The sequence below is a fragment of the Arthrobacter sp. B055-34 genome, assembly GCF_059090425.1.
Genome location: NZ_JBNHFQ010000003.1, coordinates 1 through 25,659 on the forward strand (window position 1 = coordinate 1; position 25,659 = coordinate 25,659).

At 65.1% G+C, this 25,659-nt stretch carries 27 protein-coding genes; 9 read left to right on the plus strand and 18 right to left on the minus strand.

Going from position 1 to position 25,659, the window contains the following annotated elements; genetic code table 11:
- On the plus strand, positions 1–362 hold a 362-nt coding region (locus tag AC5RWO_RS05895), incomplete at its 5' end, for an HNH endonuclease signature motif containing protein (protein WP_498730111.1).
- Between the two features lie 69 nt (positions 363–431).
- Here the strand turns inward: AC5RWO_RS05895 and AC5RWO_RS05900 are convergent.
- The 3 genes from AC5RWO_RS05900 to AC5RWO_RS05910 form a co-directional block, all read right to left on the minus strand.
- Complete coding sequence (locus tag AC5RWO_RS05900) at positions 432–1,631, minus strand: catalase (protein WP_498730113.1); 1,200 nt, start codon at positions 1,629–1,631, stop codon at positions 432–434.
- Between the two features lie 191 nt (positions 1,632–1,822).
- Complete coding sequence (locus AC5RWO_RS05905; protein ID WP_498730115.1) at positions 1,823–3,577, minus strand: ABC transporter transmembrane domain-containing protein; 1,755 nt, start codon at positions 3,575–3,577, stop codon at positions 1,823–1,825.
- A 14-nt stretch (positions 3,578–3,591) separates the two neighbouring features.
- Positions 3,592–4,710: a DUF1611 domain-containing protein gene (locus AC5RWO_RS05910; protein ID WP_498730117.1), complete on the minus strand. Its 1,119-nt coding sequence runs from the start codon at positions 4,708–4,710 to the stop codon at positions 3,592–3,594.
- A gap of 265 nt (positions 4,711–4,975) precedes the next feature.
- Here AC5RWO_RS05910 and AC5RWO_RS05915 point away from each other — a divergent pair, with 265 nt between their 5' ends.
- Positions 4,976–5,518: a histidine phosphatase family protein gene (locus tag AC5RWO_RS05915; protein WP_498730119.1), complete on the plus strand. Its 543-nt coding sequence runs from the start codon at positions 4,976–4,978 to the stop codon at positions 5,516–5,518.
- Between the two features lies 1 nt (position 5,519).
- Here the strand turns inward: AC5RWO_RS05915 and AC5RWO_RS05920 are convergent, their stop codons facing one another.
- Positions 5,520–6,008, minus strand: coding sequence for an NADPH-dependent FMN reductase (locus AC5RWO_RS05920; protein WP_498730121.1), 489 nt, complete (start codon positions 6,006–6,008; stop codon positions 5,520–5,522).
- Positions 6,009–6,247: 239 nt separating this feature from the next.
- On the opposite strand from AC5RWO_RS05920, the gene AC5RWO_RS05925 reads away from it, so the two are divergent.
- Entirely contained in the window at positions 6,248–6,529 is a 282-nt protein-coding gene (locus AC5RWO_RS05925; RefSeq protein ID WP_498730123.1) for a hypothetical protein, read from the plus strand.
- A gap of 50 nt (positions 6,530–6,579) precedes the next feature.
- On the opposite strand, the gene AC5RWO_RS05930 is transcribed toward AC5RWO_RS05925, so the two are convergent.
- The gene (locus AC5RWO_RS05930; RefSeq protein ID WP_498730124.1) at positions 6,580–7,026 is read right to left on the minus strand and encodes a hypothetical protein; all 447 of its coding nucleotides are present in this window, start codon (positions 7,024–7,026) and stop codon (positions 6,580–6,582) included.
- Positions 7,027–7,385: 359 nt separating this feature from the next.
- On the opposite strand from AC5RWO_RS05930, the gene AC5RWO_RS05935 reads away from it, so the two are divergent.
- The 3 genes from AC5RWO_RS05935 to AC5RWO_RS05945 are packed head-to-tail and all read left to right on the plus strand — an operon-like array spanning position 7,386 to position 9,442.
- Positions 7,386–7,763, plus strand: a complete 378-nt coding sequence (locus AC5RWO_RS05935; RefSeq protein WP_498730126.1) for a MarR family winged helix-turn-helix transcriptional regulator — start codon at positions 7,386–7,388, stop codon at positions 7,761–7,763.
- Positions 7,760–8,563 (plus strand): hypothetical protein, encoded by an 804-nt coding sequence (locus tag AC5RWO_RS05940; RefSeq protein ID WP_498730128.1) that lies wholly within the window; start codon positions 7,760–7,762, stop codon positions 8,561–8,563. The genes AC5RWO_RS05935 and AC5RWO_RS05940 overlap by 4 nt, the downstream gene beginning before the upstream one ends.
- A gap of 45 nt (positions 8,564–8,608) precedes the next feature.
- Positions 8,609–9,442, plus strand: coding sequence for an MSMEG_6728 family protein (locus AC5RWO_RS05945; RefSeq protein ID WP_498730129.1), 834 nt, complete (start codon positions 8,609–8,611; stop codon positions 9,440–9,442).
- Here the strand turns inward: AC5RWO_RS05945 and AC5RWO_RS05950 are convergent.
- From AC5RWO_RS05950 to AC5RWO_RS05975, 6 genes are all read right to left on the minus strand, one after another.
- Positions 9,439–10,341 (minus strand): macrolide 2'-phosphotransferase, encoded by a 903-nt coding sequence (locus tag AC5RWO_RS05950; RefSeq protein WP_498730131.1) that lies wholly within the window; start codon positions 10,339–10,341, stop codon positions 9,439–9,441. The genes AC5RWO_RS05945 and AC5RWO_RS05950 overlap by 4 nt on opposite strands.
- A gap of 108 nt (positions 10,342–10,449) precedes the next feature.
- A complete protein-coding gene (locus AC5RWO_RS05955) occupies positions 10,450–11,001 on the minus strand; it encodes a gamma carbonic anhydrase family protein (protein ID WP_498730133.1) in 552 nt (183 codons plus the stop codon).
- 90 nt (positions 11,002–11,091) lie between these two features.
- Positions 11,092–12,366: a 2-hydroxycarboxylate transporter family protein gene (locus tag AC5RWO_RS05960; RefSeq protein ID WP_498730134.1), complete on the minus strand. Its 1,275-nt coding sequence runs from the start codon at positions 12,364–12,366 to the stop codon at positions 11,092–11,094.
- Positions 12,367–12,579: 213 nt separating this feature from the next.
- Positions 12,580–13,497 (minus strand): hydroxymethylglutaryl-CoA lyase, encoded by a 918-nt coding sequence (locus tag AC5RWO_RS05965; protein ID WP_498730136.1) that lies wholly within the window; start codon positions 13,495–13,497, stop codon positions 12,580–12,582.
- Positions 13,498–14,733, minus strand: coding sequence for a CaiB/BaiF CoA transferase family protein (locus AC5RWO_RS05970; protein ID WP_498730137.1), 1,236 nt, complete (start codon positions 14,731–14,733; stop codon positions 13,498–13,500).
- A gap of 178 nt (positions 14,734–14,911) precedes the next feature.
- Positions 14,912–15,571: an IclR family transcriptional regulator gene (locus AC5RWO_RS05975; RefSeq protein ID WP_498730138.1), complete on the minus strand. Its 660-nt coding sequence runs from the start codon at positions 15,569–15,571 to the stop codon at positions 14,912–14,914.
- A gap of 164 nt (positions 15,572–15,735) precedes the next feature.
- Here AC5RWO_RS05975 and AC5RWO_RS05980 point away from each other — a divergent pair, with 164 nt between their 5' ends.
- Together AC5RWO_RS05980 and AC5RWO_RS05985 are read left to right on the plus strand one after the other, a co-directional pair.
- The gene (locus AC5RWO_RS05980; protein WP_498730139.1) at positions 15,736–16,320 is read left to right on the plus strand and encodes a dihydrofolate reductase family protein; all 585 of its coding nucleotides are present in this window, start codon (positions 15,736–15,738) and stop codon (positions 16,318–16,320) included.
- A gap of 198 nt (positions 16,321–16,518) precedes the next feature.
- Entirely contained in the window at positions 16,519–17,004 is a 486-nt protein-coding gene (locus tag AC5RWO_RS05985) for a LapA family protein (RefSeq protein ID WP_498730140.1), read from the plus strand.
- Between the two features lie 18 nt (positions 17,005–17,022).
- On the opposite strand, the gene AC5RWO_RS05990 is transcribed toward AC5RWO_RS05985, so the two are convergent.
- The 4 genes from AC5RWO_RS05990 to AC5RWO_RS06005 all read right to left on the minus strand — a co-directional run bounded on the left by AC5RWO_RS05990 (position 17,023) and on the right by AC5RWO_RS06005 (position 21,909).
- The gene (locus tag AC5RWO_RS05990) at positions 17,023–17,919 is read right to left on the minus strand and encodes a diacylglycerol/lipid kinase family protein (RefSeq protein ID WP_498730142.1); all 897 of its coding nucleotides are present in this window, start codon (positions 17,917–17,919) and stop codon (positions 17,023–17,025) included.
- A gap of 125 nt (positions 17,920–18,044) precedes the next feature.
- A complete protein-coding gene (locus tag AC5RWO_RS05995; RefSeq protein ID WP_498730144.1) occupies positions 18,045–19,574 on the minus strand; it encodes an APC family permease in 1,530 nt (509 codons plus the stop codon).
- Between the two features lie 2 nt (positions 19,575–19,576).
- The gene (locus tag AC5RWO_RS06000; protein WP_498730892.1) at positions 19,577–20,461 is read right to left on the minus strand and encodes a universal stress protein; all 885 of its coding nucleotides are present in this window, start codon (positions 20,459–20,461) and stop codon (positions 19,577–19,579) included.
- Between the two features lie 5 nt (positions 20,462–20,466).
- Complete coding sequence (locus AC5RWO_RS06005; RefSeq protein WP_498730145.1) at positions 20,467–21,909, minus strand: flavin monoamine oxidase family protein; 1,443 nt, start codon at positions 21,907–21,909, stop codon at positions 20,467–20,469.
- 119 nt (positions 21,910–22,028) lie between these two features.
- Between AC5RWO_RS06005 and AC5RWO_RS06010 the strand changes: the two genes are divergently transcribed.
- Positions 22,029–22,748: a TetR/AcrR family transcriptional regulator gene (locus AC5RWO_RS06010; protein ID WP_498730147.1), complete on the plus strand. Its 720-nt coding sequence runs from the start codon at positions 22,029–22,031 to the stop codon at positions 22,746–22,748.
- Position 22,749: 1 nt separating this feature from the next.
- Here AC5RWO_RS06010 and AC5RWO_RS06015 read toward each other — a convergent pair whose 3' ends face one another.
- From AC5RWO_RS06015 to AC5RWO_RS06025, 3 genes are read right to left on the minus strand one after another with little or no spacing between them, the layout of a single operon-like run.
- Complete coding sequence (locus tag AC5RWO_RS06015) at positions 22,750–23,547, minus strand: ABC transporter permease (protein WP_498730149.1); 798 nt, start codon at positions 23,545–23,547, stop codon at positions 22,750–22,752.
- A 9-nt stretch (positions 23,548–23,556) separates the two neighbouring features.
- Positions 23,557–24,495 (minus strand): ABC transporter permease, encoded by a 939-nt coding sequence (locus tag AC5RWO_RS06020; RefSeq protein WP_498730151.1) that lies wholly within the window; start codon positions 24,493–24,495, stop codon positions 23,557–23,559.
- Complete coding sequence (locus AC5RWO_RS06025; RefSeq protein ID WP_498730894.1) at positions 24,492–25,658, minus strand: ABC transporter ATP-binding protein; 1,167 nt, start codon at positions 25,656–25,658, stop codon at positions 24,492–24,494. The genes AC5RWO_RS06020 and AC5RWO_RS06025 overlap by 4 nt, the downstream gene beginning before the upstream one ends.
- Position 25,659 lies beyond the last annotated feature (1 nt).

Sequence of the window (25,659 nt, forward strand, 5' to 3'; positions counted from 1 at the left end):
CGATCGCGGCCGCGAAAGACCTGCGGCACCCGCCCGAATGGCTGAAACGACTCGTCCGGTTACGCGACGGGCACTGCAGCGGCCCCGGCTGCCGCGTCGAAGCGAAATTCTGCGAAATTGATCACACCATCGCTTGGGAAGACGGCGGCAAAACCGTGCTGGAAAATCTCAAGGCGCTTTGTAAACCCGAGCACGCTGCTAAGCACGCCGGCGGTTGGAAAGTCACCCAATATGCCGACGGCAGCACCGTTTGGAAATCGCGTACCGGCCACGAATGGACCAGCACGCCGGAAAACAGTTGGTCCATCCGCCCACCAGCCGAACCACCACCACCGGATCTCTACACCCCACCACCGTTCTAACGCTTCTCAATGTAGAGGCGGCGCCTCACCCAACGGTCAGACGCCGCTGTCGTTAGTCAAGGTTCCAGGTCAGGGAGCGACGACGACGTGCTCGCTCGGCACGCAATGCGTCATGGTGAGCCCTTCGACTTTCCGCGGACCGTTCTTGCCCAAGTTCTTCATCCGCGACACCTCGGCATCCGCGAGAGTCTGCGACTGCAACGGCCCAAGGTCCTTCACATCCTCCAGGCTGATGCCCAGACCCTCGCCCACGCGGGAGCCGAGCTCGTCGTCGACCATGTAGAAGTGCCAGAGCATGCGCTCCTGGACCTTCCGGTCCGCCTGCGCAATCAACGTGGTGAAGTTGGTGACGAGGTCATCCTGTTCCCAGTCTTCGAGCAGTTGGTAGCGCTGGCCTGCCTGCTCATAATCGTTGGTGCGCGGGATGCGGGCACGGGTCAGCCGGCCGGTGAGCTCCGGGCCCTCAATGTCCTCCGTCTGGTAGTGCCCCTCGCGCAGGCCACCCGTGATGGAGGGTTCATAGTTGACGTGCGCGTTCTGCCCCACGCCGAGATCGCGCCCGTAGGACATCTGCCCGCCGGTCTGGTTCGTGGCTACCTGTACCCGTCGAGGCGAATTCACTGGCAGCTGCAGGTAGTTCGGCCCCACCCGATAGCGCTGGGTGTCGCTGTAGCTGAAGGTACGGCCGACGAGCATTTTGTCGTCGGAGAAATCCAGCCCGTCCACCAGCACGCCGGTGCCGAAGGCGATCTGCTCGTTCTCGTTGTGGTGGTCGGAGACGTTCTCGTTCAGCGTCATGGTGCCGACGAGTTTGGGCTCGAAGTCCTGTTCCGGCCAGGTCTTCGTGTCATCCAAGGGGTCCCAGTCGAGTTCCGGATGCTCGTCGTCGCCCATCATCTGCACGTAGAGATCCCATTTCGGGAAGTCGCCGCGCTCGATCGCCTCGAACAGGTCTTTGGAAGCGTGGCCGGTGTCGTTGGCCTGGATGTTCGCCGCGTCCGCTTCCGTCAGGCTCTTCACTCCCTGGTGCGGCTGCCACGTGTACTTCACCAAAACTGTTTCGCCGGCCTGGTTGCACCACTTGTAGGTATTGACGCCAAAGCCCTGCATATGGCGGTAGTCGAGGAACTGGTAGTTCTCCAGGGTGGCCGGACCGCGTGGGCCAACCGTCCGCTGGTTCTGGTTGTCGTAAACCTGATGCCCTTGCCGGTTGGTCAGGATGGACCGGTCATCGCCTTCTGCTGGTGGCCGATTGGCTGCATCTGTCATGGTCTTACCTTCTTAGGGGAATTGGATGCAAGGTGGCCCGGGACAGGCCATCGCCCGTAGTTACCACTCTGTTGCTGGCCGCGGCAGAGGTCAATAGGTGCAGACGCCAAGAGACAGCAGCCGTGGATGAACGCTGGCCAGCGCCTCGCGGCCCCCACTCACTGAGCTAATCAGACCGTCGATAACCGAGGTCAGTAAGCATCATGAACGACGACGGGGCGCGCGGCTACCCAGGTCAGGTCCAGCCCGGCGTGCGGGCAGTCGACGGACCATTCGATGAATCCGGCGGCGAGCGCGTCCGGATCATCCGAGGCGAACAGCACTACTCCGGGATAGTCGCGTACCACCGATGCCAGCATCTGCCTCCCGTCCCGGTCCAGGTCCGCGTCCAGCCGGTTGACCACCAGCACCGGAGGCTCCCCCAGCATCGCCCGGGCCAGCACCAGCCGTGCCCGCTCCGAAGTGGACAGAGGCTCGCCGCCGCGTTTGAGCATGGTCTGCTCGCCCCGCTCCAGCCGTGCAATAGCTCCGGCCAGCCCCACCTGTTCCAACGCGGCCGATCCTTCCGCCGCGTTCAGGTCAGGCCTGCGGTAGCGCACGCTGCGGGCAATCGATCCCCGCTCCAGGTACGCTCCGGCAGCGGCATAGCCGACCAGCCGCCGCCGGTCCCGTCCACCGCTGTCCAGCAGCGACAGGCCGTCGACCTGAGTAAACGCATCGGGATCCCTGCGCACACCGATCAACGTTTCCAGCAACCTGGTCTCCACTGCTGGATCCGCGGAGCGGATGTGCACCCGCTGACCCGGCCAGGCCCGAAGCTCCGGGACGGGGCAGTTCCGGCATTCGGACAAGCCCGCTACCAGGAGCGAGCCCGCATCCTCGCCGGCCAGCGGCTCCCCGTTCAACGCCTCCCCGTTTGAAGCCACTTCATTCGCGCCTACCGCACTCACACCCACAGCAGTGGCGTGGCCGGCGGAGGCGGCTATCCGCCGTCGTCGTTCGTTTCCTTCCGGTGCCGAAACGGCGAGGGCGGGACCGAGAATTCGGCGTGCGGCCTTGAAGTTCTGCCGGTATTCGACGGCGCGGCCCATGTCAGTAATCGGGGCCGCGATCATGCCGACGATGGTCAGCGCGGCGGCGACAGTCGCCGTCGGAATGGCCTGCCAGCTGCCCACGGCGGCGACGGCAGCGGTGCCCAGCGAGGCCGCGGCTGCGGCGGCACCACGGATGGAACCGGAAGCGGCGGCGCGCTGCACCGCCGCGTCGACCACGTTGCGGCCGGCCTTGTCCACCTGTTTGACCTCGCGCGCTTCGCCTCCCGCGGCGCGGATAGTGCCGGCTGCCATGACCGTATCGGCGAGCCGGGCCGCGAGCCGCCCGCGTTGCCGCCGCAGGGCACGCGCCCGTTCAAAGGCCGGCCTGGCCAGCATCGCCAGGCCCGCGGCCAGAACAGCCAAAGGAACGACGACGGCGAGGGCAAGTCCCGGCGCGAGCAGCCACAGCGCCACCGCCGTGCCCAAAATGAGCGGGATGCCCACGGCCAGCGGCGCGATTCCCATTGCGATCCAGTTGCGCACGCTGGAGAGGTCGTTGGTGCTGCGAGCGATGGTCACGCCCGGCGACGGACCCCGGTCGGTGGCGAGCGCGGATTTCACCAGGCCTTTGCGGATCTGATGGATGTAGTCCTGGCCGAGCATCTCGCCCAGCACCCGTTCGAGAGCCCGCAGGCCGCCGATGGCCAGCGCGGCCGCGGCCAGTCCGGCGACGAGGGGGACGATGTTCCCGGCACCTGCTGGGGCTTCGTCGAGCAGCCACATCATCAGCAGCGCACTGGCACCGGTCACCGCCGCCATGGCCAGGCCGGTACTGACCAGCAGCGCCATCAAACCACGCCGGCGGCCACTGAGCAGCCGGGGCAGGCCAGGCGGAAGTTTCTTGCTAGGCATACTTCGCACCTGCCTTATTTGCGTGCGGGCAACAGTTCCAGGGCCGTTGCCGGGTTGCACAGATCGTAGGTGTTGATCACGCGGGTGGTGATGACCCCGGCGGCTTCCCGGGCGGCAAGCGGCGAGGCGGTGAGCAGGCCCGAGACCGCCGGCACGGAAACTCCGGCATCCTGCAGGACGCCGATGCCCGCCGTGGCACCCAATGCATCTGCGGCGGCGAACACCACGTGGCCGACGGCAGCGTGGAAAACCGGGTCATGGAGCAGCCTGCTCGTTTCGCCCTGGTAGACGCCGTCGGCAATCTCCAACACGATCACATCGGTCTCGGACGTGGTCAGGGTGTCGATGAGGCTGGTCAGCAGGCCGCGCACGGTTTCGTAGTCCAGCAGATAAGTGGTTGGGAAGCCGAAGTCGCTGAAGTCCAGCACCAAGCGGGCGCCCGCGTCAGTGAAGAGGCGCGGATCGTTGCCGGAGCCGGTCCCGGTCGCCTTGCCCGCCGAAACCCGCAGGCCCGCTGCATCCAGCCCGTTGACCAGGCAACCCAGCGTTGTCGACTTACCGGAATTCATCGAGGTACCCAGCACCGCAATCACCGGCGGCCGGCCGGGCAGCTCCGTTGCATGGTTAACCGTGTGCGGTGCCAGGTCCTGCAGGTTGACCGCCACGCCGTCCTTGGCGAGCAGGCCGATCGGCTGGATGGTCGTGGCCTTGTCGATGTCCGCGTGCTGCTCAAGGACCCGGGCGGCGAGTCCCCCGCCGGCCACCAGGCTGCATTCGCCCAGATCATCCGGCACGACGGCGAGGAACTGGTCCGGCGCGTAGCGGTTCCCGAAGGCGACCAGGATTTCGTCACCGGGGAACATGGCTTGGCGGCGCGAAGCCGGGCTTTCCAGTTTCGTGTGGTTCCCGATCTCCACTACCTTGGCCAGCACCACGTCGCCGGCGGCCGGGGTTGTGTCCAGCAGTTCGTACCCGGCGGGATCGAGTGCCAGCCGGTCCGCCAGGAAACGGGTGGTGTAGGCCTTCTTGGCCCGCTGCAGCCGCTGGGGATCCACGGCTACTGCTGTCCTGGCGATGCTTCCGGTGCTGATGGTGGGGGAAAGGGCTTCGCTGGGGTGGGCGACGAGTGTCATGGTCTTCTCCTTAGTCGGGGTTTTGCTGCCAGTAATGACTAAACGCGGCCCATATGAAAGGGACATGATGTACCGATGAGAGTGCTCTCATGAACCGTTTACCCTGGCTTCATCTCCCGTGCCTCGGCTTTTCAACCGCCTCTGCTGCCAGGCCGGAAGCCGCGGACCGCCGCGCGTCGCTCGCGGGCCCGGCCCCGTCGTCGTTTCCTATTGGCACCGCATTGGGGCAGGATTGATGCAGACAACTGGACATGAGGAGGCCTAAGTGCTGGCACTGGTGCGACACGGTGAGACCGACTGGAATTCGGCGGGACGGCTTCAGGGGCATACGGACATCCCGCTGAATGAGTTGGGCCGCAGGCAGGCTAACGACGCCGGCGCGAAGCTGGCGACGGAGGAATGGAACCTTCTGGTTTCATCACCTTTGCGCCGCGCCCGCGAAACCGCGGAGATCATCGGCAAGCACGTTGGGCTGTCGATTTCCGGCACTCTGCCAGGACTGATCGAACGGGACTTCCGCGACGCCGAAGGCACCGTCCTGCTGGGCATGGACCGGACCGAGATCGACAAGGTGCTCCTCGTTTCCGAGCCGGAAGCCGAAGTGGCGGCCCGCAGCATTACCACGCTGCAGGAACTGGTTAACGCGAATCCAGATCAGCGCATCATCGTCGTCGCGCACGGCACGCTCATCAGGGTGACCATGGGACTTCTGCGGGGCGAAGCCCATGCCCACGTCATCAACGGCGAAGCCATCGAGCTTGACCCAGAGTTGCTGCTCGGCTTCGAGGCGGAGCAAGTCGCCGGCTAGCTCAGAGCAGCGACTGGATCACCAGTGTCCACCGGTCCAGCCATTCGCGCGAGCTTTCCGGGTCTTCCCAGGACTTCTCGTTGAGGTACAAACCCTGCACGGGAACCGTGGCGCCGAGCTCAACGAGTACCGGCTTGAGCAGCAGTTCCGGGGCCAGCGCGTGGGCCGGGCCGGCGCCGAGCATCAACGGTATGGCGACAACGCCTTTGAGCCCGTCGCCGGTAGCGAACTGGTCAAGGAAGAGTTTGAGCACTCCTGTGTAAGTGGCCTTGAAGGTCGGCGATGCGAAAATCACCAGATCACTGGACTGGACCGTTCTCACGGCCGCCGCGACGGCGTCGTCGCCCCACCCCAGCAGGCCTGGGCCCAAAGTGATGACGTCGATGGCATCATCCACCGGGGCTCCGGTGATCTGCTCGGCCAGGAGCCGGGCCGCGGCAAGGGTCCGGGAGGCCGGTTTCGGGTTTCCTGCAACTACGGTAACGGTCATACAGGGACGCTACCGCTCTCCCCCGGCCGTGGGGAGCCACGTGTCAGGACGTTACAAACCCGGTTTCGCTGCCGCCTGTTCGCATGATGGACGAATGCTTTCGTTCGGCGTTACACTGAATGACCAAATCAGCACCCTTAGCAACTGAATAACGCATGTCCCCTCTGACTCTGCGTCCGGGCGGACGAACCATCAGGCCTTCCAATACGCCCATCCCCAGGACCGTTAGGACATCTGCCATGCGTGAGAAAAGGTACTCGGCGACAGCCAAAGCCAACAGCAAGCATCCGTACGACTGGGGCCGAGCCATGGCGCTGGCGGTCTCCAAGCTGTTGCGCCAGGCAGAGGATGACGGCCTTGCCACCCACCGCAGGAACCTCTACGACGAGGATCTGCGCTTGAGGATCAGCGAACTGGCGGACGGCATCCAGATCACGCTCTCCTGGTCACCTGTGGCAGCACCCGCCTCCGACACCACAGCCACCTCCCCATTGACCGTGGAACGCGTGACCATCGCCTAGTGTAAAGAGCCACACCGGATGCCGGTGCGGCTCTTAGCATTCCTGCCGGCTCAGTTGCCTTCCGAATAGCTGTCCGCCGGGACCGCAATCTGGAATCCGCAGGCGCAACGGAGCACCAACGTGTCCAGTTCGACATGCGGCAGCGCGTCCGCCTCGGGATCATGGTTGAGCACCGGATCGTAGATGGGCCGGTGGGCGGAATCAAACGGCCGCATCGGTTCGCCGCAATGAATGTAGGCGGTATCGATGGCCACCAGCCAGCCGGCCTCATCGGTCGAGCCCAGCCATGGCTTCCGGGTCTGATGCCCGTAGAAGCTCTCACACTCGGCACATGAATAGCTGATGTTCCACAACGGATGCCCGCTGAGATCCTGCTCTTCCGCGGGCTCGGCCTCTTCAATAATCAAATAGTCGTCTGTGGCGCAGACGGAACACCAAGGATCAGAGACTTCGTCATCCCTGCCGATGGGCCGGTAGCGCTCTTTATGATTGGGCATTACCACTCTCACTTCCTTACAGAAGATCAATCTGGACTTTGCTACGCCAACCCCCAAATAAATCTGGTCCAACTACCACTAAGTATACTTATCGGTTCAACTTACAGTGTAAACCCGAGAGCCAGCCATAGGGTGCGCGACGCCTGAACTTGTCGACTTTGCTCCCGGATTTAGTTTGATTGGCACAATCAAACTTTAGGACGTATCCTCATCATGTGCAAAAGATTCAAGGGGCCGGAAGTCAGGCTGACACCGACCCAACCGCGGGCGACAAAGTGCGGTCCAGCGTCACCCAATTGATCCGTTGGGCTGCGCGTTCGCAGGTCCGTAAGGAACTGTTTGGCCCCGCCGCTTCAGACATGTCCCCCAACGATGTGGCGCTGCTGGACTACATCAGCAAAAACGGTCCCGTCCGCGTCTCCGAGCTTGCCGTCCAGCACGGCGTCGATAAATCCACCATGACCCCGCAGATCCGGCGGCTCGATGATAAGGGGCTCGTGGACCGCCAGTCAGATCCTGGCGACGCCCGGGCAACCCTGGTCAGCACCAGCGAAGAAGGCCGCGAGATGCAGCGCCAGATCGGTGCGGCCGGAGCCGACCTCTTTGACGAGGTCCTGGCCACCTGGTCCGCGAAGGACCGTGAAACACTTGCGCGTATGCTGGACCGCTTCGTCCAGGAACTCGCTGACCACCAAGAAACCGGTTTCGAACCAGTCCCCGAAGGAAACACCAAGTGAGCGTCCCCGCCCCCACCAGGAACATACAGGAGTTCAAAACCAGCCCTATGACTCGATTGCTCCTTGCTCTGGATAACTGGCGGCGCCGTGCCTCCGAGGCCAGCCTTGGCCTGCCGCTGGGAATCCTGGCTGTCACGGCCACCTTTTGGCTTGTGGTCTGGCTGGCGGACCATGCCCTGCAGGGCACGATCTCCCCCGTGGGCGTACTCGTCCGGATCTACGGGACAGGCGCATTCGTCATGTTGACGCTGCTCATGGTCGCGATCGCGGTCTGGATGATCGTTCAGAGGTTGGGTTACCGAGAGGTGTTCTTCGACGGGCAGGACGACAGCACAGAACAGCCGACGCCGGCCACGATGTGGGATTCCTCCATCCCGGACTTCACAGGTCAGATCACCAAGTTGGTTTCTTCCATGGACGCTCCCGCCTCGCAACTGCCACCCGTGGCACCGGCCGCACCCGCCGCTGGCAACCCGCAGCGGAACGGCAACCCGGCCGGTGAGCGCACGCCTTCCGCAGACCAGGCTGCACCTGCGGCCGATCAAGAACACGGGCAGAAGGTTGCGCCCGAGCCAGAGCCAACGAACCCGGCGGCTTCTTCGGCAACCGACGCCCCTGCTGCCGCCAAGCCCTCGGCCCCGTCCCCGGCTCGACCTGCCGGCTCGTCCCCGGCTGGCAAGAGTGCCAAGGGCAAAAGTGCCCCCGGAAAAAGTGGTCCCAGCAAGAACGCCCCGGGCAAAAAGGCGCAAGCGAAGTCTTGCACGTCAAAACCGCTGCTGAAACGCAAGGGCCGCAAGTAGCGCCGATGCCTGATCGGACTCCTGCTGGAACGTTACGATCTGAACATGCAGACGTTCCTGCCGTTTCCTGACTTCGCTGCCAGCGCGGCCGTTCTCGACGGGCCGCGCCTGGGCAAGCAGCGGGTGGAGACGCTGCAGATCCTGCGCGCCTTGACTGTTCCTGATTACGGCTGGCAGCGGCATCCGGCAGTGCGGATGTGGATGGGGCATGCGCCGGCGCTGGTCCGTTACGGCTTGGCCATGACGGACGAATGGCTGGCCCGCGGCCACGCTGACGCCACCCGCGGCCCCATCCTCGAGTTCGCACCGGAAGCAGAAAGCGCGACTCCGAAACCTCCACCCTGGCTTGGCGATGAAGATTTCCACAGCGCCCATCGTTCCAACCTGATCCAGAAGGATTCGGAGTTCTACGGGCCCCGCTTCCCCGGCACCTCCGATGCGCTCCCCTATATCTGGCCCGAGCCGGCCACCGAGCTGGTCCCCGCTGAAGTCACCGGTCCGCGCTTGTGGATAGCCCGTACCCAAGGCGGGCAAGGCGAAAAGCCGGGCACCGCCGTCGTTAGTCTTCCTGCTTTGACGCCCGCCGGGGTGCCCTTGCGGGGGAAGAAGGCCAGGCAGTTGGATGCGCTGCTCAACGAAGCGAACGACGGCGACCCGGTCGCCTTACCGCTCGACGGCGGCTTGCGCTTCGCTACCGGTACGCTCGGTCCAATCACCGGGGCGGCGGACACGCTCGCGCGGACGTTGGTGCTCAGCGGGGAAATCAGCCGGACGGATTTTCACTATCCCGCCTTGCTGCAGGACCCGCGGCTGTTCTTCGCCGTTCCGCTGCCGGCAGTTCTCCGCAGTGCCGCGGGGCCGAGCCCAACCCACCGTTAGTCCGCCGGGTTCAACTGCGCGGCAGCCGCCGCCTGATGGTCGGGATTCCCGGTTGTCATCGCGTACACGCCGTAGCTGATCGGTGCGGCGGCCATCAGCTCGGCGCATTGGTCGGCCAGCCGCGGCGGTACGCGTCCGCCGTCGTCAAGATAACTGCGGACGGTGAGCTCGAAGGCCTCCGGGGTGGAAACCATGTGCTGGAACATGAAGTCCAGCGCCGGATCCGCCACCTTGGCCGTGGTCCAGTCGAGGACGGAACGGATTTCGGCGTTCTCGTCCAGCAGCAGGTGCGCCGGGTAGAGCTCCCCGTGGGTGAAGACGGTGAAGTCCGGCCAGTAGCTGTCCTCGGCCAGCCAGGCGTTCCAGCGTTCCAGCAGGGCATCGGCGATCTGGAATTCGGCCTCCACCTTGGCCAGGTTGGTGCGCCATTCCTCGCGTACTTCTTCCGGGGTCAGCGTGGGAATGCCCGCGGCGTGGGCCTGCTCGGCGTCGATCCGGTGGAGCTGGGCGATGAGCCGACCCAGCGAGGCACAGTAGGTTGGCGATTCGCGGTCGAAATGCCAGACGGGCTGGCCGTCCTCCACCGTCAGGCCGGGCTCCCCTGGCAGCGCCGGATAGGCGATCAGCGAGCGGCTGCGGATCCGCCAGTCAGGCACTGCGGCGGAGAGTTTACCTTTGACCAGCTTGAGGATTTTCGCTTCGTCGGCGATCTTGGCGGAGACGTCCGGCCGGCGCGGAATCCGCAGGATCCAGTGCTTGTTGCCCCTGGCGACGGCGAACGCCACCAGGTAATCCAGGCCGGCCTCATTGAACGTGACGCTGGTGGAATCGATATCCAGTCCGTGTTCCTGGGCCAGCTCCGCGACCGAGGCGGCGGTGAATTCCGGTTCGTCTGACATGGCGGTCCTCCTTGCGTTGGTGCCACTGTACCGAACGGCGTGGCAGCGTGCCGGAATAACGCAGTCGGGCGCTCCTGAACGGAACGGACGGATCGGATCGGAGCCGGCTTAGCCAGCGGGGATGCCGGCGAGGTTCCCAGTCACGTCCGCGTGCCGCCTCGAGAGCGCCGCATAGTTAGTGGCGTTGGCGAGGCAGCCGGCCTGCTCCTCGTCGGTCAGCTCCCGCCTTGCCTTTGCCGGAACGCCGGCGACCAGCGAACGCGGCGGGATAACCGCTCCTTCAAGCACGAGGGCGCCGGCGGCGACGAGCGAACCCGCGCCGATTACGGCCCCGTTGAGCACGGTGGCATTCATGCCGATCAGCGTCCCGTCCTGGACCTCGCAGCCGTGCAGTACCGCACCGTGGCCCACGCTCACATCGGCGCCGATACTGGCGGGGAAGCCTGGATCGGCGTGGATAACCACGTTGTCCTGGATGTTGCTGCCCGTTCCGATGGTGATGCTCTCCGTATCGGCACGGACTACCGCGCCGTAGAATATGCTCGCTCCCTCAGCGAGCGTCGCGTCGCCAATTATGGTGGCCGTCGGCGCTGCCCAGGCGGAGGGATGGATGCGCGGACTCTTGCCGTCAATGCTCAAGATGTTGGCTGAATTGGACACGGGGCTCCTTTGGCCGATGGTTGAGGCCAGTCCGTGCCGCGGATATCTGGTCCGCGGCACGGTCTGAAGGGTATGTCTTGACGTTCCTGGCTATCCGGCAGTCGCCAGCAGTGGTACCAGCAGGGAGGTCAGGAACAGCGTCACCGCGCCACCCAGCCGGGTGGTCATCGCAGCGAAGGGCATCATATGCATCCGGTCGGCGGCGCTAAGCACCGAGACATCGCCGCTGCCGCCGGTGTCGGCCATGACGAGGCCCGGGGTGATGGAGGCTTCAACGAAGTTGAACTTGACCAGCCAGCCCAGGGTGCCGGCCACCAGACCGGAGGTCAGCACGGCCACTGCGGTCAGGATGATGAACATCGGATCGCTCAGGGACACCAGGACTTCTTCGATGTTGATGTAGGTGATGCTGACGCCCACCAGAAGCGCCGGAACGAAGTAGGTGGTGAGCATTTCGCCCCATTCGGAGCTGGCTTCTTCCATCTCGCGCGGCAGCAGGCCGAGGATCTTGACGACGGCGGCAGCGACGATGGTCCAGGCGTATTCGTGCAGGAACGGGATCCAGGCGTTCAGCAAGGTGCCGGCCACCAGCAGGACACCGGCGATGGCAATGCCCTGCCCGAGGGCCATGAAGTTGGCGGAGCTCTTCTTCGGCGGCATGGTCAGCTCGGACTTCTTGCCCTTGATCCGCATGAGTTCGCCGTGGCCGTTGAAGCCGACGAAGAGCTGCTTGCCGTTGCGGCCCACGCCGTTGTAGATGCCGGCGACCAGGATGCAGACGATGTTGGCGATCACGACGGCGGACATCAAATCGCCCATGAAGACGGAGGCGTCGCTACCGGTCTGCGCGGCATACATCTCGGACATCGGCAGCGCGCCGACGCCGAGGCCGCCGGCCATGACGGGGGCTGCGATGAACAGGATGGCCTGGATGAAACCGTACCCGGTAACGAAGCCGATGGCACCGACGATCAGGAAGGTGAAGACAATGCAGCCCAGCAGCGGCACCGCGAACCGCGGCCCCGCTTTGATCAGCAGGGTGCGTGGCATACCCAGGATGGTCCCGGCGATGACCGCCACGACGAAGAAGTCCAGGAAGCCGTAGCCGCCCAGGAAGTTCTGCACCACCGTGACCACCGGCTCCGGCATGACACCGGCGAACATGAGCGTGGCCGGAATAAAGGTGCACAGAATCGTGGGCAGCCCGTAGTCCCGGATCACCGGGACCAGTCCGCCGATCCATGCCAGCGCGCCGCCGAGCACGATGCTCACGGCGAACCCGACCACCATCGTATCCGGCAGGATGCCCGTGAAGGCGGCGACCAGCAGGATGGCTGCCAGAACAGCGAAGTAGGCGGCGGGCATACCGGCGATGCGGTTCCGCGAGGGTTTCTGCGGAAGCTCTTGGCCTCCGGGTTGCCGGCGGCACCGGTCCCGGGGTCTGCTGTTTCGGTTTCTGTGGTGCGGGGTGTAACTGACATCGTTGTCTCCCGTGATCTGGGCATGGCTCTGCGCGGGGGCAGGGCCTTCTGATAGGTTAGCGTGCGGCTCCCGGCAGGCGGGCCGTGGTACTGCCGTCTATGCGGGGCCGCCGGTTGTCGTGCGGCGCCGCGCGCTCTCACGTTTAGCGCGCAGGTTCGGCATCCAGGGCCGGCGACCGGTGACCACCTCGCGGGCCAGCCGGACGGCGTCCCCAAGCAGGGCTTCGTCGATTCCAGTTTCGTGGCCCGATGCGTGGAGGTGCCTAACGAGTTCTTCGGTGGCGATGTTGCCGTGGGCTCCGGGGGCGAAAGGGCATCCGCCGAAGCCGCCGAGGGCGCTGTCGAAATTCGTGATTCCGGCATCGACGGCGGCGCTGACGGTTGCCAGTGCCTGTCCGTGCGCGTTGTGCAGGTGCAGGTAGTAGGCCAGATCCGGTTCGGCGTCCCGGACATGGGCCAGGCTCGACACGACCCGGGCGGTCGGGGTGGTGCCCAGCGTGTCCGCCAGACCCACGTTGGTGATGCCCATGTCCTTGAAGGCACGGACTACCCGGAGCAGGTAGGCCGGATCGATTTCGCCTTCGAACGGGCAGGTGAAGGCAGTTGATATGCCGGCGAAGAAGTTGATCTGCGGGAAGCGTGCGACTTCCTCCCCCAGGCTTGCGAGGGCTGCCTCGATGCTCTGACCGGCGTTCGCGCTGCTGTGTGCCTGGCTCGCGGAGGTGACCACCTGGATATCGGCGGCACCGGCGTCGACCGCCCGCTGGATGCCTCGGCCGTTGAGCACCAGCGACGTGTAGGTGACCGGAGTGGAGGCGGGCAGCGCCGCAAGGATCTGCGCGGCGTCGCCCATTTGCGGGACCTTCTTCGGATTCACGAAGGAGGCTACCTCCATCCGGGTGAAGCCTGCGGCGGCCAGGGCCTGGGCGACTTCGAGCTTGTCTTCGGTAGAAACGATGACGTTTTCGTCCTGCAGTCCGTCGCGCAGGAAGACGTCGGTGATCTGCACCTTCATCTACTTCACCTCCTGGAGAGTGAAGTCCGCGATCTGTTCCGGGGTCAGAGCGGCGAGGTCGCGCAGGACCTCCTCGGTGTGCTGGCCGAGTTCCGGCCCGACCCACCGGACGCGGCCTTCATGACCCGGGATTTTCGGGACAACGCCGGGGAAGCGGATGAGTTCGGGTTCGTCTTCGATGACTACCTCATGGGTCTGGATCATGTCGCGCGCGAGGTAGTGCTTGTCTTCGGCGATGCTGGGTGCGTCGTAGACGGGCCCAGCCGGCACGCCTGCGGCGTCGAGGAGGTCCAGGGCTTCGGCGAGGGTATGGCTTCCGGTCCAGGCAGAGATGGCTCCGTTGAGCTCCGCTTCCCGCGCGCCGCGCGCCTCGGTAGTCAGCAGGGATTCGTCCGCGGCGAGGTCTTCGCGTCCCATCGCCTTCATGAGCCGGATAAAGACTGAGTTTGAATTGCCGCCAATGACCACCTCGAGGCCGTCGCCGCACAGATAGGAACCGGTCGGAACCACGCCGGGTAGCGCTCCGCCGGTCCGCTTGCGCACCATTCCGTACGCGTCGTAGTCCGGCACGAGGGATTCGAGCAGGCTGAAGACACCTTCATAGAGTGCGACGTCAACTGTCTGCGGACCGCTGTGGCGGACGCCTTTGGCCTTCTGCAGCATCAGCATCAGCGCGCCGATCACGCCGTAGAGCCCGGCAACGGTATCCCCCATGCTGGCCGCGGCGCGGCCAGCCGGCCGGTCCGGCTCGCCGGTGATGTAGCGCAGGCCGGCAAAGGATTCGGCCGAGCTGCCGAAACCGGCCCGGTCCTTGTAGGGGCCGGTCTGGCCATAGCCGGAAATCCGTACCATCACCACGTCCGGATTGAGCGCGGTGAGCACGTCCGGTCCCAGTCCCCACTTTTCCAGCGTTCCCGGCCGGAAGTTTTCGATGACCACGTCGCACTGCGCCGCGATCTTCTTGACGGCCTCCTGCCCTGCTTCGGAACGCAAGTCCAAGGTCACGGACTTCTTGTTCCGTCCGAGAGTGCGGAACAGCATGGAGGTCTCGCCGCGGGTCTTGCGCCAGTCGCGCAGTTCGTCTCCGCCGTTGGGGCGTTCGATCTTGATAACTTCGGCGCCGAAATCACCGAATAGCCGGGCCGCAAAAGGAGCGGCAATAAAGCTGCCCAGCTCCAGTACCCGAATGCCTTCGAGCGGGAGGGAGTTGCCCTCGATCCGCAGATTTTCAGTCACAATGCCTGCTTTCTTCGACTAACCGGTTCTTCGAACTCACCGGCCCACATTCCCATTACGCGGGAAAGAACTACTGCCTGGCGGGAAGAGCGTAGCAAGTGATCGGCGCCACACACAAGCCCCCTGAAGAAAAATTTCCAGGGGGCTGCTGCGTACTGACGAACGGCTGGTGCGCGGGTTACTGTTCCTGGGCTTGTGCAAGGTCCGCTTCAACCCGGCGGGCAGCCTGCACAACCGCGGTCCCGAAGTCCGAACCGGGCGATTCTTTGACCCGGCTCAGCGGCATGGCGAGGCAGATCGTGGCAATCATCTGGTTTCGTGACAGCACCGGTGCACTCACGGAGCCAAGACCGGGCGTTCTTCTCCCGGAGGATTCGACCCAGCCGTTTTCGGCCAGTTCCTCCAGCGCCTCCGACTCCCTCGCCAGGAGGCGTCCGCTCGATCCAGCCGGCAGCGTCAGGCGGGAGCCTTCCGGCAGGGTCGCCTTCAGCTCATGCTCGCTGTCAACGCTGAGCTGGCAAATACGCTCATCGCCGCGGCGGATCCAGAGCTGGGCGGTCTCCCCCGTGGCATCGCGTAGTTCGGTCAAGACCGGCAGCGCTGCATTCTCCAGTGCGGTACGGACAAAGCGATGGCCCAGCTGGAATCCACCGCTTTCGTTGCGGCGCAGGAAGCCGTATTCAACCATGGACAGCGCCAACCGGTGGGACGTTGAAACCGAAAGTCCGGTTCTGCGGGCGAGTTCGCTGGCAGAAGCTGCGGTGCCGTCCACAGCATCCAGGATCGCGGCAATCCGCTCAAGCATTCTGTTACCACTGGAGGACTCGGTCGAGGACATGGCATTAGCCTAATGTCTCCGGGCTCAGGTCCATGACGTGCTGGTGTGCGGCGCCCCAGTGCGTGTTGCCAAGCCTCAGGTCCTGTTCCGCCGGATCCCGGAGTGCTTCACTGGAAGGTACGACGGCGGCCAAGCCCCCTTTCGCTCCCACTGGAGGTATTCGAATGGGCAAGATCATCCTTGTGCAGTCGGTGTCTTTGGACGGGTTCTTCGAGGGGCTCGACCGAGGCATCAGCTGGCAGCTGGTGGATGAAGAACTTCACCGCCACTTGAACGAGCAGTTCCGGACGATGGCAGCCTTCATGTTCGGGCGCGTCACCCATCAGCTGTTGGCCGATTACTGGGCCACAGCCGACCAGGATCCGGACCTCTCGGCTGAACTCGTTGAGTTCGCCGGAATCTGGCGCAAGATGCCCAAGTTCGTCTTTTCGCGGACCCTCACGCAGGCCGACTGGAACACCACGGTGATTCACGACGTCGTGCCTGAACAAATATCGGATCTGAAAGCTCAACTCCGGGGCGACGTCGCCCTGAGCGGCGCCAATTTGGCCTCCACTTTCATACGGCTTGGCCTGATCGACGAGTTTCAAATCCGCGTCCACCCCGTAGTTCTGGGGCAGGGGCGGCCACTGTTCGAGTCCCCCGATATCCGGATGGACCTCAGGCTCGAGGAGACACGGGCGTTCGGCAACGGCGTTGTTTTGCTCCGCTACTCCAGCGACGGCGCTCAAGCTTCAATGGGGTTGTAGCAACACGTCATAGCGCTGGCCTGCGCTCACCTTTGGCAGGGAGCGCTGGGATGATCCCGGCGTTCCGAGCCGTGCCGTCTCCTTCAGATTAACGCTGCCGACCTGCCTGCCGGTCCTGACGCGGGAGTGCGGGCGGGCCTATGCTGAAGGGCAACCGGCCCTTTGCCACGAGACTGCTGCCAAGAGAAGAGAGAAACCATGGCCTCCGATCCGCGCACGCCCGATAACGATCCCGCCCGTGACGAGCCGGGGCACGAGGAACCCGGCAAGCCCGGCGCTTCAGGCACTTCCGGCCGCGGCACTGTTCCCGGTGCTTCCGGCGGCGCAGTGGCGCCGAAGGGGAAAGAGAAGGGCAGGGCCGGGACGGAAGAGCCCAAGCGGCCCGAGCCGGCGGATAGGGACGTTGAGGAGAAGCCCCGCATAACCCGGGCCGGCATGATCTGGACCGCCACGGTAGCGGGCCTGATTCTGCTGGTGCTGCTGATCATCTTCATCGCCCAGAACCAGGACCAGGTCACGCTGCGCTACTTCGCCTTGGAAGGCAGAGTCAATCTGGGTCTGGCCCTGTTTATTGCGGCAGTGGGCGGCGGACTCTTGACCGCCATTGCCGGTGCCGCCCGCATCATCCAGCTTCGGGCCGTTGCGCACAAGGACCGGAAGCGGAAGCGGAATCAGACCCGCTGAACGAACACCCGGCTAGCCTCAGCCGATGACGGTCAAGGCCCTGGGCACCGACTCCACGACCACATCCGTTTCGGCGCCGACGGTCATGACTTCGCCGTCGGTCTGGACCGGGATGCTTTCCGTTGTAGTGAAGGCGTAGCTGCTGACGCTGGGCTGTTCGCCCAGGCCCACCGTGACGGCGCGGAGGGTCATGAGCGCAATGCGCCATTTACTGGCGTGCGGCAGCATCACCACTTCGAATCTTCCGTCCGCTGGATCGCCGGCTTCGCTCACCCGGCCGTACTTGGCCATCTCCGGGATGTTGGCCAGCACCAGGCTGTCCAGCCTGGCCCGGGCGCCGTCGGCCCGGGCAATTTCGAAGGGCCGCAGTCCGGCAACCGTGCGTGCTACGGAGATCAGCTCCTTGATGACGCCCTTCTGGCCCCCTTCGATACCGATGGCCATCAGCGGCGTCAGGCCGAACCCGATATAGGAGTGGGCGTAGCGCGACCATGCCTGTGGCCCATCGCCAACGCGCAGCCTGAGCAGATCGAGCTGCCTGACCTCGCCGTCCACGATCGCCTCGATCAGGGCCTGTGTGCGGGTGCTGCGGCGGTGGTCGTTGGCATTGCCGCCGGCCATGACGGCGCAGACGGCCTGCGTTTCCGGGACGTCCATGACGCCGTTGACCACTTCATTGAAGCCGCCGTCGCCACTGATGGAGACGATCAGCGGCCGGCCCTCCCCGGCTGCGGCGCGCGCCAGTTCACGGGCATGGCCGGCCGACTTCGTGTGCCGCAGCTGGACCGGTACAGCGGGCAGCCGCAGGGCCAGGTCCTCGCGCAGCTGCTCGGCCAGGTAGAACGGGAACTTGACGGCATCCGGGTTGTAGATCAGCACAATCCGTTCGAAACGTCCTGAAGGAGAACTACTCATACGGCCAGCTTAATCACGTCGAACCGATGGCCTGCGCCATTGTGGGTGGATGGGCGGACGTACGCTGAGCAATCGAGCCCAAGGAGGCGCCGCCGTCGTTGTCTTGTTTGCGGTTGTCCCGGCGGTCAGGCGTCGACGTCATCGGCGGCGGTTCCACGGCGCAGCGTCTCGCCCCGGAAGAAGCCCGGGTGCCGCTTGTACATCACGAACATCAGGACCGCGCCGAGCAGGATCACGCCGCAGCCGAGGATGAAGACCAGACCGACGCCGCCCACCGATGAGCCGGAGCCGTAGGCCGGATCCAGCGAGTCCTTGGCGGTCTGGAAGAACATCACCAGCAGGATGATCCCGCCGAGCAGCGGCGAGAGGAACTTGAAGAAAAAGTTCCGGGCGCCGGCGAATGCTTCGGCCCGGAAGTACCAGACGCAGGCCAGCGCGGTGACGCCGTAGTAGAAGCAGATCATCATGCCCAGCGCCGTGATGGTGTCCCAGAGCGCGTTCTCGGACAGCACCCGCGTGACCGTGTAGAAAGCACCGGAAGCGATGGCCGCGGCCACCGTGGCGTAGCCCGGGGACTTGAAGCGCGGGCTGATCCGCCCGTAGCTCGCCGGCAGTGCGCGGTAGTGGCCCATGGCGAGCATGGTGCGCGCCGGGGATACGAACGTCGACTGCAGGGACGCCGCCGAGCTGCTCAGCACGGCGAGTGACATCAGGATGGCAAACGGTCCCATCACCGGTCCCGCCAGGGCGGCAAAGATGCTTTCCTGGTTCTCCGGGTTGCCGGCGCCGAGACCCTCGGTTCCGATCCCGGCGTAGCTCAGCACGGCCAGCGCCATGAGCATGTAGAGCACCACGATCACGAAAATGGTGGCGGCAGCGGCGCGGCCAGGGGTTTTCTCCGGGTCCTTGGTCTCCTCGTTCATGGTCAGGGTGACGTCCCAGCCCCAGTAGATGAAGATGGACAGCGAGACGCCGGCCGCGAAGGTCGAGAACGAATCCACCGCGAACGGATTGAACCACTCGGCGCTGATGGCCGATGCGTCGAAGGCCGTCCCGTTGCCCACATGGACAAAGGCAGCGACGGCGAACCAGGCGAGCACCAGCAACTGGAAGCCGACCAGGATGTACTGCAGCTTCTTGGTGGTTTCCATGCCGCGGTACGACACCCAGCACGCCAGCGCGATGAACACCAGGGTGGTGGCGATGTTCAGCGGAACGTTCTCGGCCAGCGCAGCCAGCGAAGCATTCCCGGTGACCTGCGCCAGCATCAGGTAGAAGAACTCCACCGCAACGGCGGCCAGGTTCGAGAGCACGATGATCGTCGCCGCGACCAGCCCCCAGCCGCCCATCCAGCCCACCCACGGCCCGAAGGCGCGGGTGGCCCACGTGAACGAGGTGCCGGAATCCGGCATCGCGTTGTTCAGTTCCCGGTAGCCCAGCGCCACCAGGAGCATCGGGATGAAGCCGACCAGGAAAATCGCCGGCAACTGCACCCCCACCTCGGCAATGGTAGGGCCCAGCGATGCGGTCAACGTGTAGGCCGGGGCGATGCAGGAAACCCCAATAACGACGGCGCCAAGCAGCCCGACCGAGCCGCCCTGCAGGCCCTTGCGGCTCAGCCCGGATGCCCTACGGGTGCCGGTAGATTCACTCATGGCTAGCCATCCTTGTTTGTGTCCGCCAGTGCAGCCCGGTCCGACCGGTAGTTGCGCGGCACGACGACCATCGGCACCGGCAGTGCCCGGAGCACCTTGTTGGCCGTGGCCCCCAGGAACAGGCGGTTGTTCCGGGCCAGCCGGCTGGAGCCGATCATCATCAGCTCGCCCTCGTCCCAGTCCAGTCCTTCGATGGCATCCTCGATGGTCTTGCCGGGGGCAACGGTCCGGGTCACCTTGCCCGGGAGCTGTGCTGCAGCCGCGGCAAAACGCTCGGCCATGTTCGCTTCCGCGGCCCGGACGGCTTCCGGATTATCCGGGTCCAAGGCCACCAGGGACACCAGCCGCAACGGCAGCGACCGCCACGATGCCGCCCCTACCGCTGCCTGCAGAACGTCGTCGGCGCCGGGCCTGGTTCCGATCCCGCAGGTCAGGCGCGTGATCGGTTCCTGCCGCTGGTAGCCCTTGGGCGCCAGTGCCACCGGCACGTCGGCGGCGTGCAGCAGCGCCGAGGCGACGCTCCCGATGCTGAACCGGCGCAGCAGACTTCTGCGGGCGGCGCCCACCACGATCACCGCGGCGGAGAACTCGCGCGCGGCCTCGATCAGGCCCTCGGCGGTTGACTCGGCCTGGAGCACATGGGCCTTCGCTGTCACGTCATGGGGCACCAGCGCCAAGCCCTCTGCCAGCCACTGATCGAGCTGCTCCGCAAGAATCCGTTCGTAGCCCCGGTCCGACGGCGGGTAGGTGCCGGCATAGGGCGAGTCCGGCGATTGGACCATGACCAGGTCCAGCGAGGCCTGCTGGCTGCGGGCCAGGGCCACGGCCAGATTGACCGCGTCCCTCCCGTTCTCGGTGGCCGTGTAACCGACGACGTACCTGCGCATGCTGCTCACGCCCCGTGGCGCGCGGTCCCGGCAGGCTCCCCGGCACCGGCAGCGGCGCCGAGAATCCGGGCGGCGGTTTGCTGTCCCATCCTCACGGCCCCGTCCACATGCTGGTAGCCCTCGGCCGCCAAATCCGAGCAGGACCAGTAGATCGGGCCGACCGGCGTGAGCTGGTCTTTGCCGTAACGGTGCAGCCCGCCCAGGTCGTAGCTGGCCGCATAGGCTCCGCGGGTCCATTCCTCCGAACCCCAGTCGGATTCGTAGTAGACCACGGGATCCAGCGCCTTCGGACCAAGGTATTCCGCCACCGCACCCAGCACAGCGGCCTTGCGGTCCTCCGCGCTGAGCTCGAACATGGCATCGGCCTTTTCATCGGAGATGAAGCCGACCAAGGTGCCGCGCGGATCCTGGTAGTTCGTGTTGTCGTAGACTTCCTGCACCACGGAGGCCGGGCTGAAACAGGTGCCGGAGAGGCCGTCTTCACGCCAGAACGGCGTCTCATAGACGGCATGGATCTTGATGACCAGGCCCAGCGACTGGTGCTGGTGCATCTGGTGCTGGCGGCGCGGCAGCGGCGGCTCAAAGGAGACCCGCGAGTACAGGTTCGGCGGCACAGCCATGATGGCGAAGCGGGCACGCACCGTGACGGAATCCGAAATGGCGGTCACGCCGTCGTGCATTGAATCCGCGGCAGCGATGGCGGTGGCGGCGTCCGGCGCCTGCCCCGCCCACCGCAGCGTGCGCACCGGGCTGTTGAGCACGACGTCGTCCCCCAGCTTTGCGGCGAGGCGTTCCGACACCTGCTGCATGCCGCCGATGACGCGCTTGTCCAGGATGAAGTTGTCATCGACCAGGTTGCTGAAGGATCCGGCGGAGGCGGCCATCAGCACGGCCTGCAGCGCGGAGAAGGAGTGCGCGGGCTTGGTCAGCATGCCGCCGGCGATGAAGAGGCCGATGTTGTTGCAGGCGTCCTCGTCGCTGGACTGCTTGCGGAGCCAGTGGTGGAAGGAAATGGTGTCCAGTTCGCGCGCCATCGGGTGGGTCCACGGCGCGTCGGGACCGGCCTCCGCGGCGAGCGTGTCCAGGATGCCGATCAGGCGGTTCATTTCGGCCTGCGTCCGCTCGCTGACCGGGAACAGCTCGCCCGTGTAGCGCTTCCGCTTAGCGTCCGGACCAATGTAAATGGATTCACCGTGGCGGTAGCGCGGGAACGTTTCCAGGCCGAGTTCGTCCAGCAGCCCCAGCAGCGCAGTCTGGTCCGGCGAGACCCACTGGCCGCCGATTTCCAGCATTGCCCCGTCGATGGTGTCCGTCCAGGTGCGGCCGCCGACGCGGTCGCGGGCTTCCAGCACGGCAACGCTCAGACCGGCCTTCTTCAGCTCCCAGGCGGCCGTCAGCCCGGAGGGCCCTGCGCCGATAATGACGACGTCGCGTTCCATGGTGTTCACTCTTTCACTCCCGTGTGTGTCCGACATAAATGAATAACGTTCATTTACTTTAACTGTAACCGGTGGCCGGACGGATGGGAAGCGGAACGTAGGATATTTTTAGCGGCCCGTACGGGCCGTTGAGGAAACGAGCCACAAGGAGGCCCGCCATCGCGGTTTCAGCATCGGGGACGCACCGCTCTGCCGGACGCCCGGCACAGAAGGTCCTGTCCAAGGAGCTCATCACGTCGGCGGCCCTGAAGCTGATCGAGGCCAGCGGCTATGACGCCCTGACCATGTCAGCCCTTGCCCGGCGCCTGGGCGTTGCGCCGTCTGCGCTGTACAACCACGTGAAGTCCAAGCACGATGTCCTCCTGCTCCTGCAGGACCATCTGATAAACCGCGTGGACGTCAGCGGCTTCGGCACGCTGCCCTGGCCCGAGGCAGTGCGCAACTGGGCCTGGTCCTACCGCGACGTTTTCACCCAGCACTCCCCGCTGATTCCGGTCATCGCCGTGCTGCCAGTAACCGGCGCACCGCGCACCCTGCAGATGTACGAGGAACTCACCCGCGGCTTTCTCGACGCCGGCTGGCCCGAGCCTTTGGTGGTCCCGGCGATCGTTGCACTGGAGTCCTTCATCTTCGGCTCCGCCTTCGACGTGGCCGCCCCGGAGGACATTTTCGAAACCGGGGAGCTGGCCGATTCCAGCCCGCACTTCACCTCCGCTGTGCGGGCGCGCCAGCTGCCGGCGGACGGAGCTCCCGCCGACGCGGCCTTCCGACTGGGGCTCGACGGTCTCATCTCCGGGCTGGACGCCCAGCGTCGGGAATGGGCTGACGCCGCCAGCACCGCCGGGTAACTCAGCGGGCGGCCAGCAGCTTCGCCCGCCGGTTGGACAGGATCTGCCCGCCGATCACAATCAGCAGCGCGATGATGAACATGGCCGAACCGATCACGTTCGCCTGTGCCGGAATGCCACGGGTTGCGGCGACGTAGATGAACTTCGGGAACGTGTCCACGTTGCCTGAGTTGAAGTTGGTGATGATGAAGTCGTCGAAACTCATGGCGAAGGCCAGCAGCGCCGCCGCCACGATGCCCGGCAGCAGCAGCGGGAAAGTGACCCGCCAGAAGGCCTGAATCGGCGACGCGTACAGGTCCGCCGCGGCTTCCTCCAGCTTGGGGTCCAGACTAGCCACACGGGCCTTCACCGCAACCACCACAAAGGAAATGCAGAACATACTGTGGGCGATGATGATCGTCCCCACCCCCAGATCCACACCGATGTTCAGGAACTGGGCCAGCAGTGATGCGCCGAGCACCACTTCCGGCGTCGCCAGCGGCAGGAAGATCAGCATGTTGGCCGTGGCATTGAACTTGAACCGGTAACGCACCAGTCCAATGGCGATGGCCGTGCCCAGGATGGTGGCGATGATGGTGACAATCGAGCTGATCTGCAGGCTGTTGGCCAGCGCCTCGCATACCGCCGGTGCACCGCAGGGATTGCGCCAGTTATCCAGCGTGAAGCCGCGCCAGGTGAGGTTGGTCCGGCCGGCGTCGTTGAACGAAAAGGCGAACACGTAGGCAATGGGGACCAGCAGGAACAGGAAGGCCAGTCCGCCGAAAACCGGTACCAGCCATGGGCTGATTCTTCTTCTCATGAGGCCTCCTTAGAGCAGCTCTTTGGTACCGAAACGGCGGACATACAGGATCACCAGGAACAGGATGGCCAGCATCAGCACGAAGGACAGGGCCGAGGCGCCCGGGTAGTCCACCACGCGGAAGAACCTCGAATCGATGACCTGCCCGATCATGGTGGTGTTCTGGTTATTGCCCAGCAGCGCCGCGTTGATGTAGTCGCCCGAGGCCGGGATGAAGGTCAGCAGCGTGCCGGCGATGACGCCCGGCATCGACAGCGGCAGCGTGACCGTGCGGAACGTAGTGAAGGAGTTGGCATACAGATCGCCGCCCGCTTCGATCAGCCGGGTGTCCAGCCGCTCCAGGTTGGCGTAGATCGGCAGCGTCATGAACGGCAGGAAGTTATAGGTCAGGCCGCAGACGACGGCGAAGGCCGTGGCGGTCAGCCGCCCGTCCTCTGGCAGCAGAGCCACTGCCCGCAGCACCGCAACCACCGGTCCCTCGTCCGCCAGGATCTGCTTCCAGGCCTGGGTCCGCAGGATGAAGCTGGTAAAGAACGGCGCGATAATCAGCACCAGCAGGATGCCTTGGAGCAGTTTCCTGCCGCGCAGCCGCACTGCCACCAGGTACGCCATGGGGTACCCGATCGCCAGCGCCGCCACCGTGGCAATCAGCGCAAACGCGAAGGATCGGACCAGTTCCGGCCAATAGCTGCTTAGCACTGCGCTGTAGTTGCTGAACTGCAGCGCCGGCGCAAACTGGCCGATATCCGCGCCGGGAGGCTTGGTGTAGAGCGAGGTGGCCAGCAGGGAGAAAACCGGCAGCACGAAGAAGAGCAGCATGAAGATGAAGCCGGGCAGGATCAGCAGATAGCCCACTCGTCCGCGGCGCTTGTCCGCCCGGATCTCCGACGCACTGCGCGTCTCCTCCGGCTTGGACTTGGTGCCGCGCGGGGCCGTCAACAAACTCATGTCGCCGCCGCTTCCGCTTCCCTGGCCCCGGCCTGGGTGTCTTCATCGCCGTCCAGGCCGAAGGCATGCGCGGTATCCCAGGTCAGCACAACGTCATCGCCGGGAGCCGCCAATTGCTGGCCGTGATTCTGGCTGAACACACCCACCGGCCCGATCCCCGCCACCTCCACGAGGTACTCGGTGCTGACCCCGGTGAAGGAAGAGTCCAGTACGCGGCCCCGCAGGATGTTCGACCCGTCGGCGGGAGCTTCGGCGGGCCACATCATCCGCAGCTTCTCCGGCCGGATCCCGATCAGCGCCTTGCCGTGGTGCGTGGTGGAGCGGTCCTTGCGCACGGCCAACCGGTTTCCGCCGGCATTAATAACGACGGCGTCGCCGCGGTCCTCGATAATTTCACCCGCCACCAGGTTGGACTTGCCGAGGAAGTTCGCCACAAAAGCGGTCCGCGGCAGTTCGTAGAGCTCGCGCGGCGCGCCCAGCTGCTCCACCTGGCCCTGGTTCATCACTGCCACGGTGTCCGCCATGGTCATGGCCTCCTCCTGGTCGTGGGTGACATGGACAAAGGTCAGGCCGACATCGGTCTGGATCCGTTTCAGCTCCACCTGCATCTGCCGGCGCAGCTTCATGTCCAGCGCCCCCAGCGGTTCATCCAGCAGGAGCAGCGCGGGCTCGTTCACGATCGCCCGGGCCAGGGCGACCCGTTGCTGCTGCCCGCCGGACAGCTGCGCCGGCCGCCGGGCCGAAAGGTGCGCCAGTTCGACCAGCTCCAATGCCTGTTTGGCCCTGGCCTGGTGGTCCCGGATTTTCCGGCGCTTGAGCCCGAAAGCCACGTTGTCCAGCACGCTCATGTGCGGAAAGAGCGCATAGTTCTGGAACACCGTGTTGACCGGCCGCTCATGGGCGCTGGTTCCGGTGATGCCTTTGCCGCCGATGCTGAGGCTTCCCGACGTCGGCTGCTCCAGGCCCGCGATCATCCGCAGGGTGGTGGTCTTTCCGCAACCGGACGGGCCCAGCAGCGCGAAGAAGGATCCGGCCGGGATTTCCAGATCCAGGTTGTCCACGGCCAGGAAGCCGCCGAACCGTTTGGTGATGGCAGCGAGCCGCAGGTCGGCACCCTGGTTCTCGGCGCCGGCGTCGTGCTTTTCCGGTTTGGTCTGAACCATC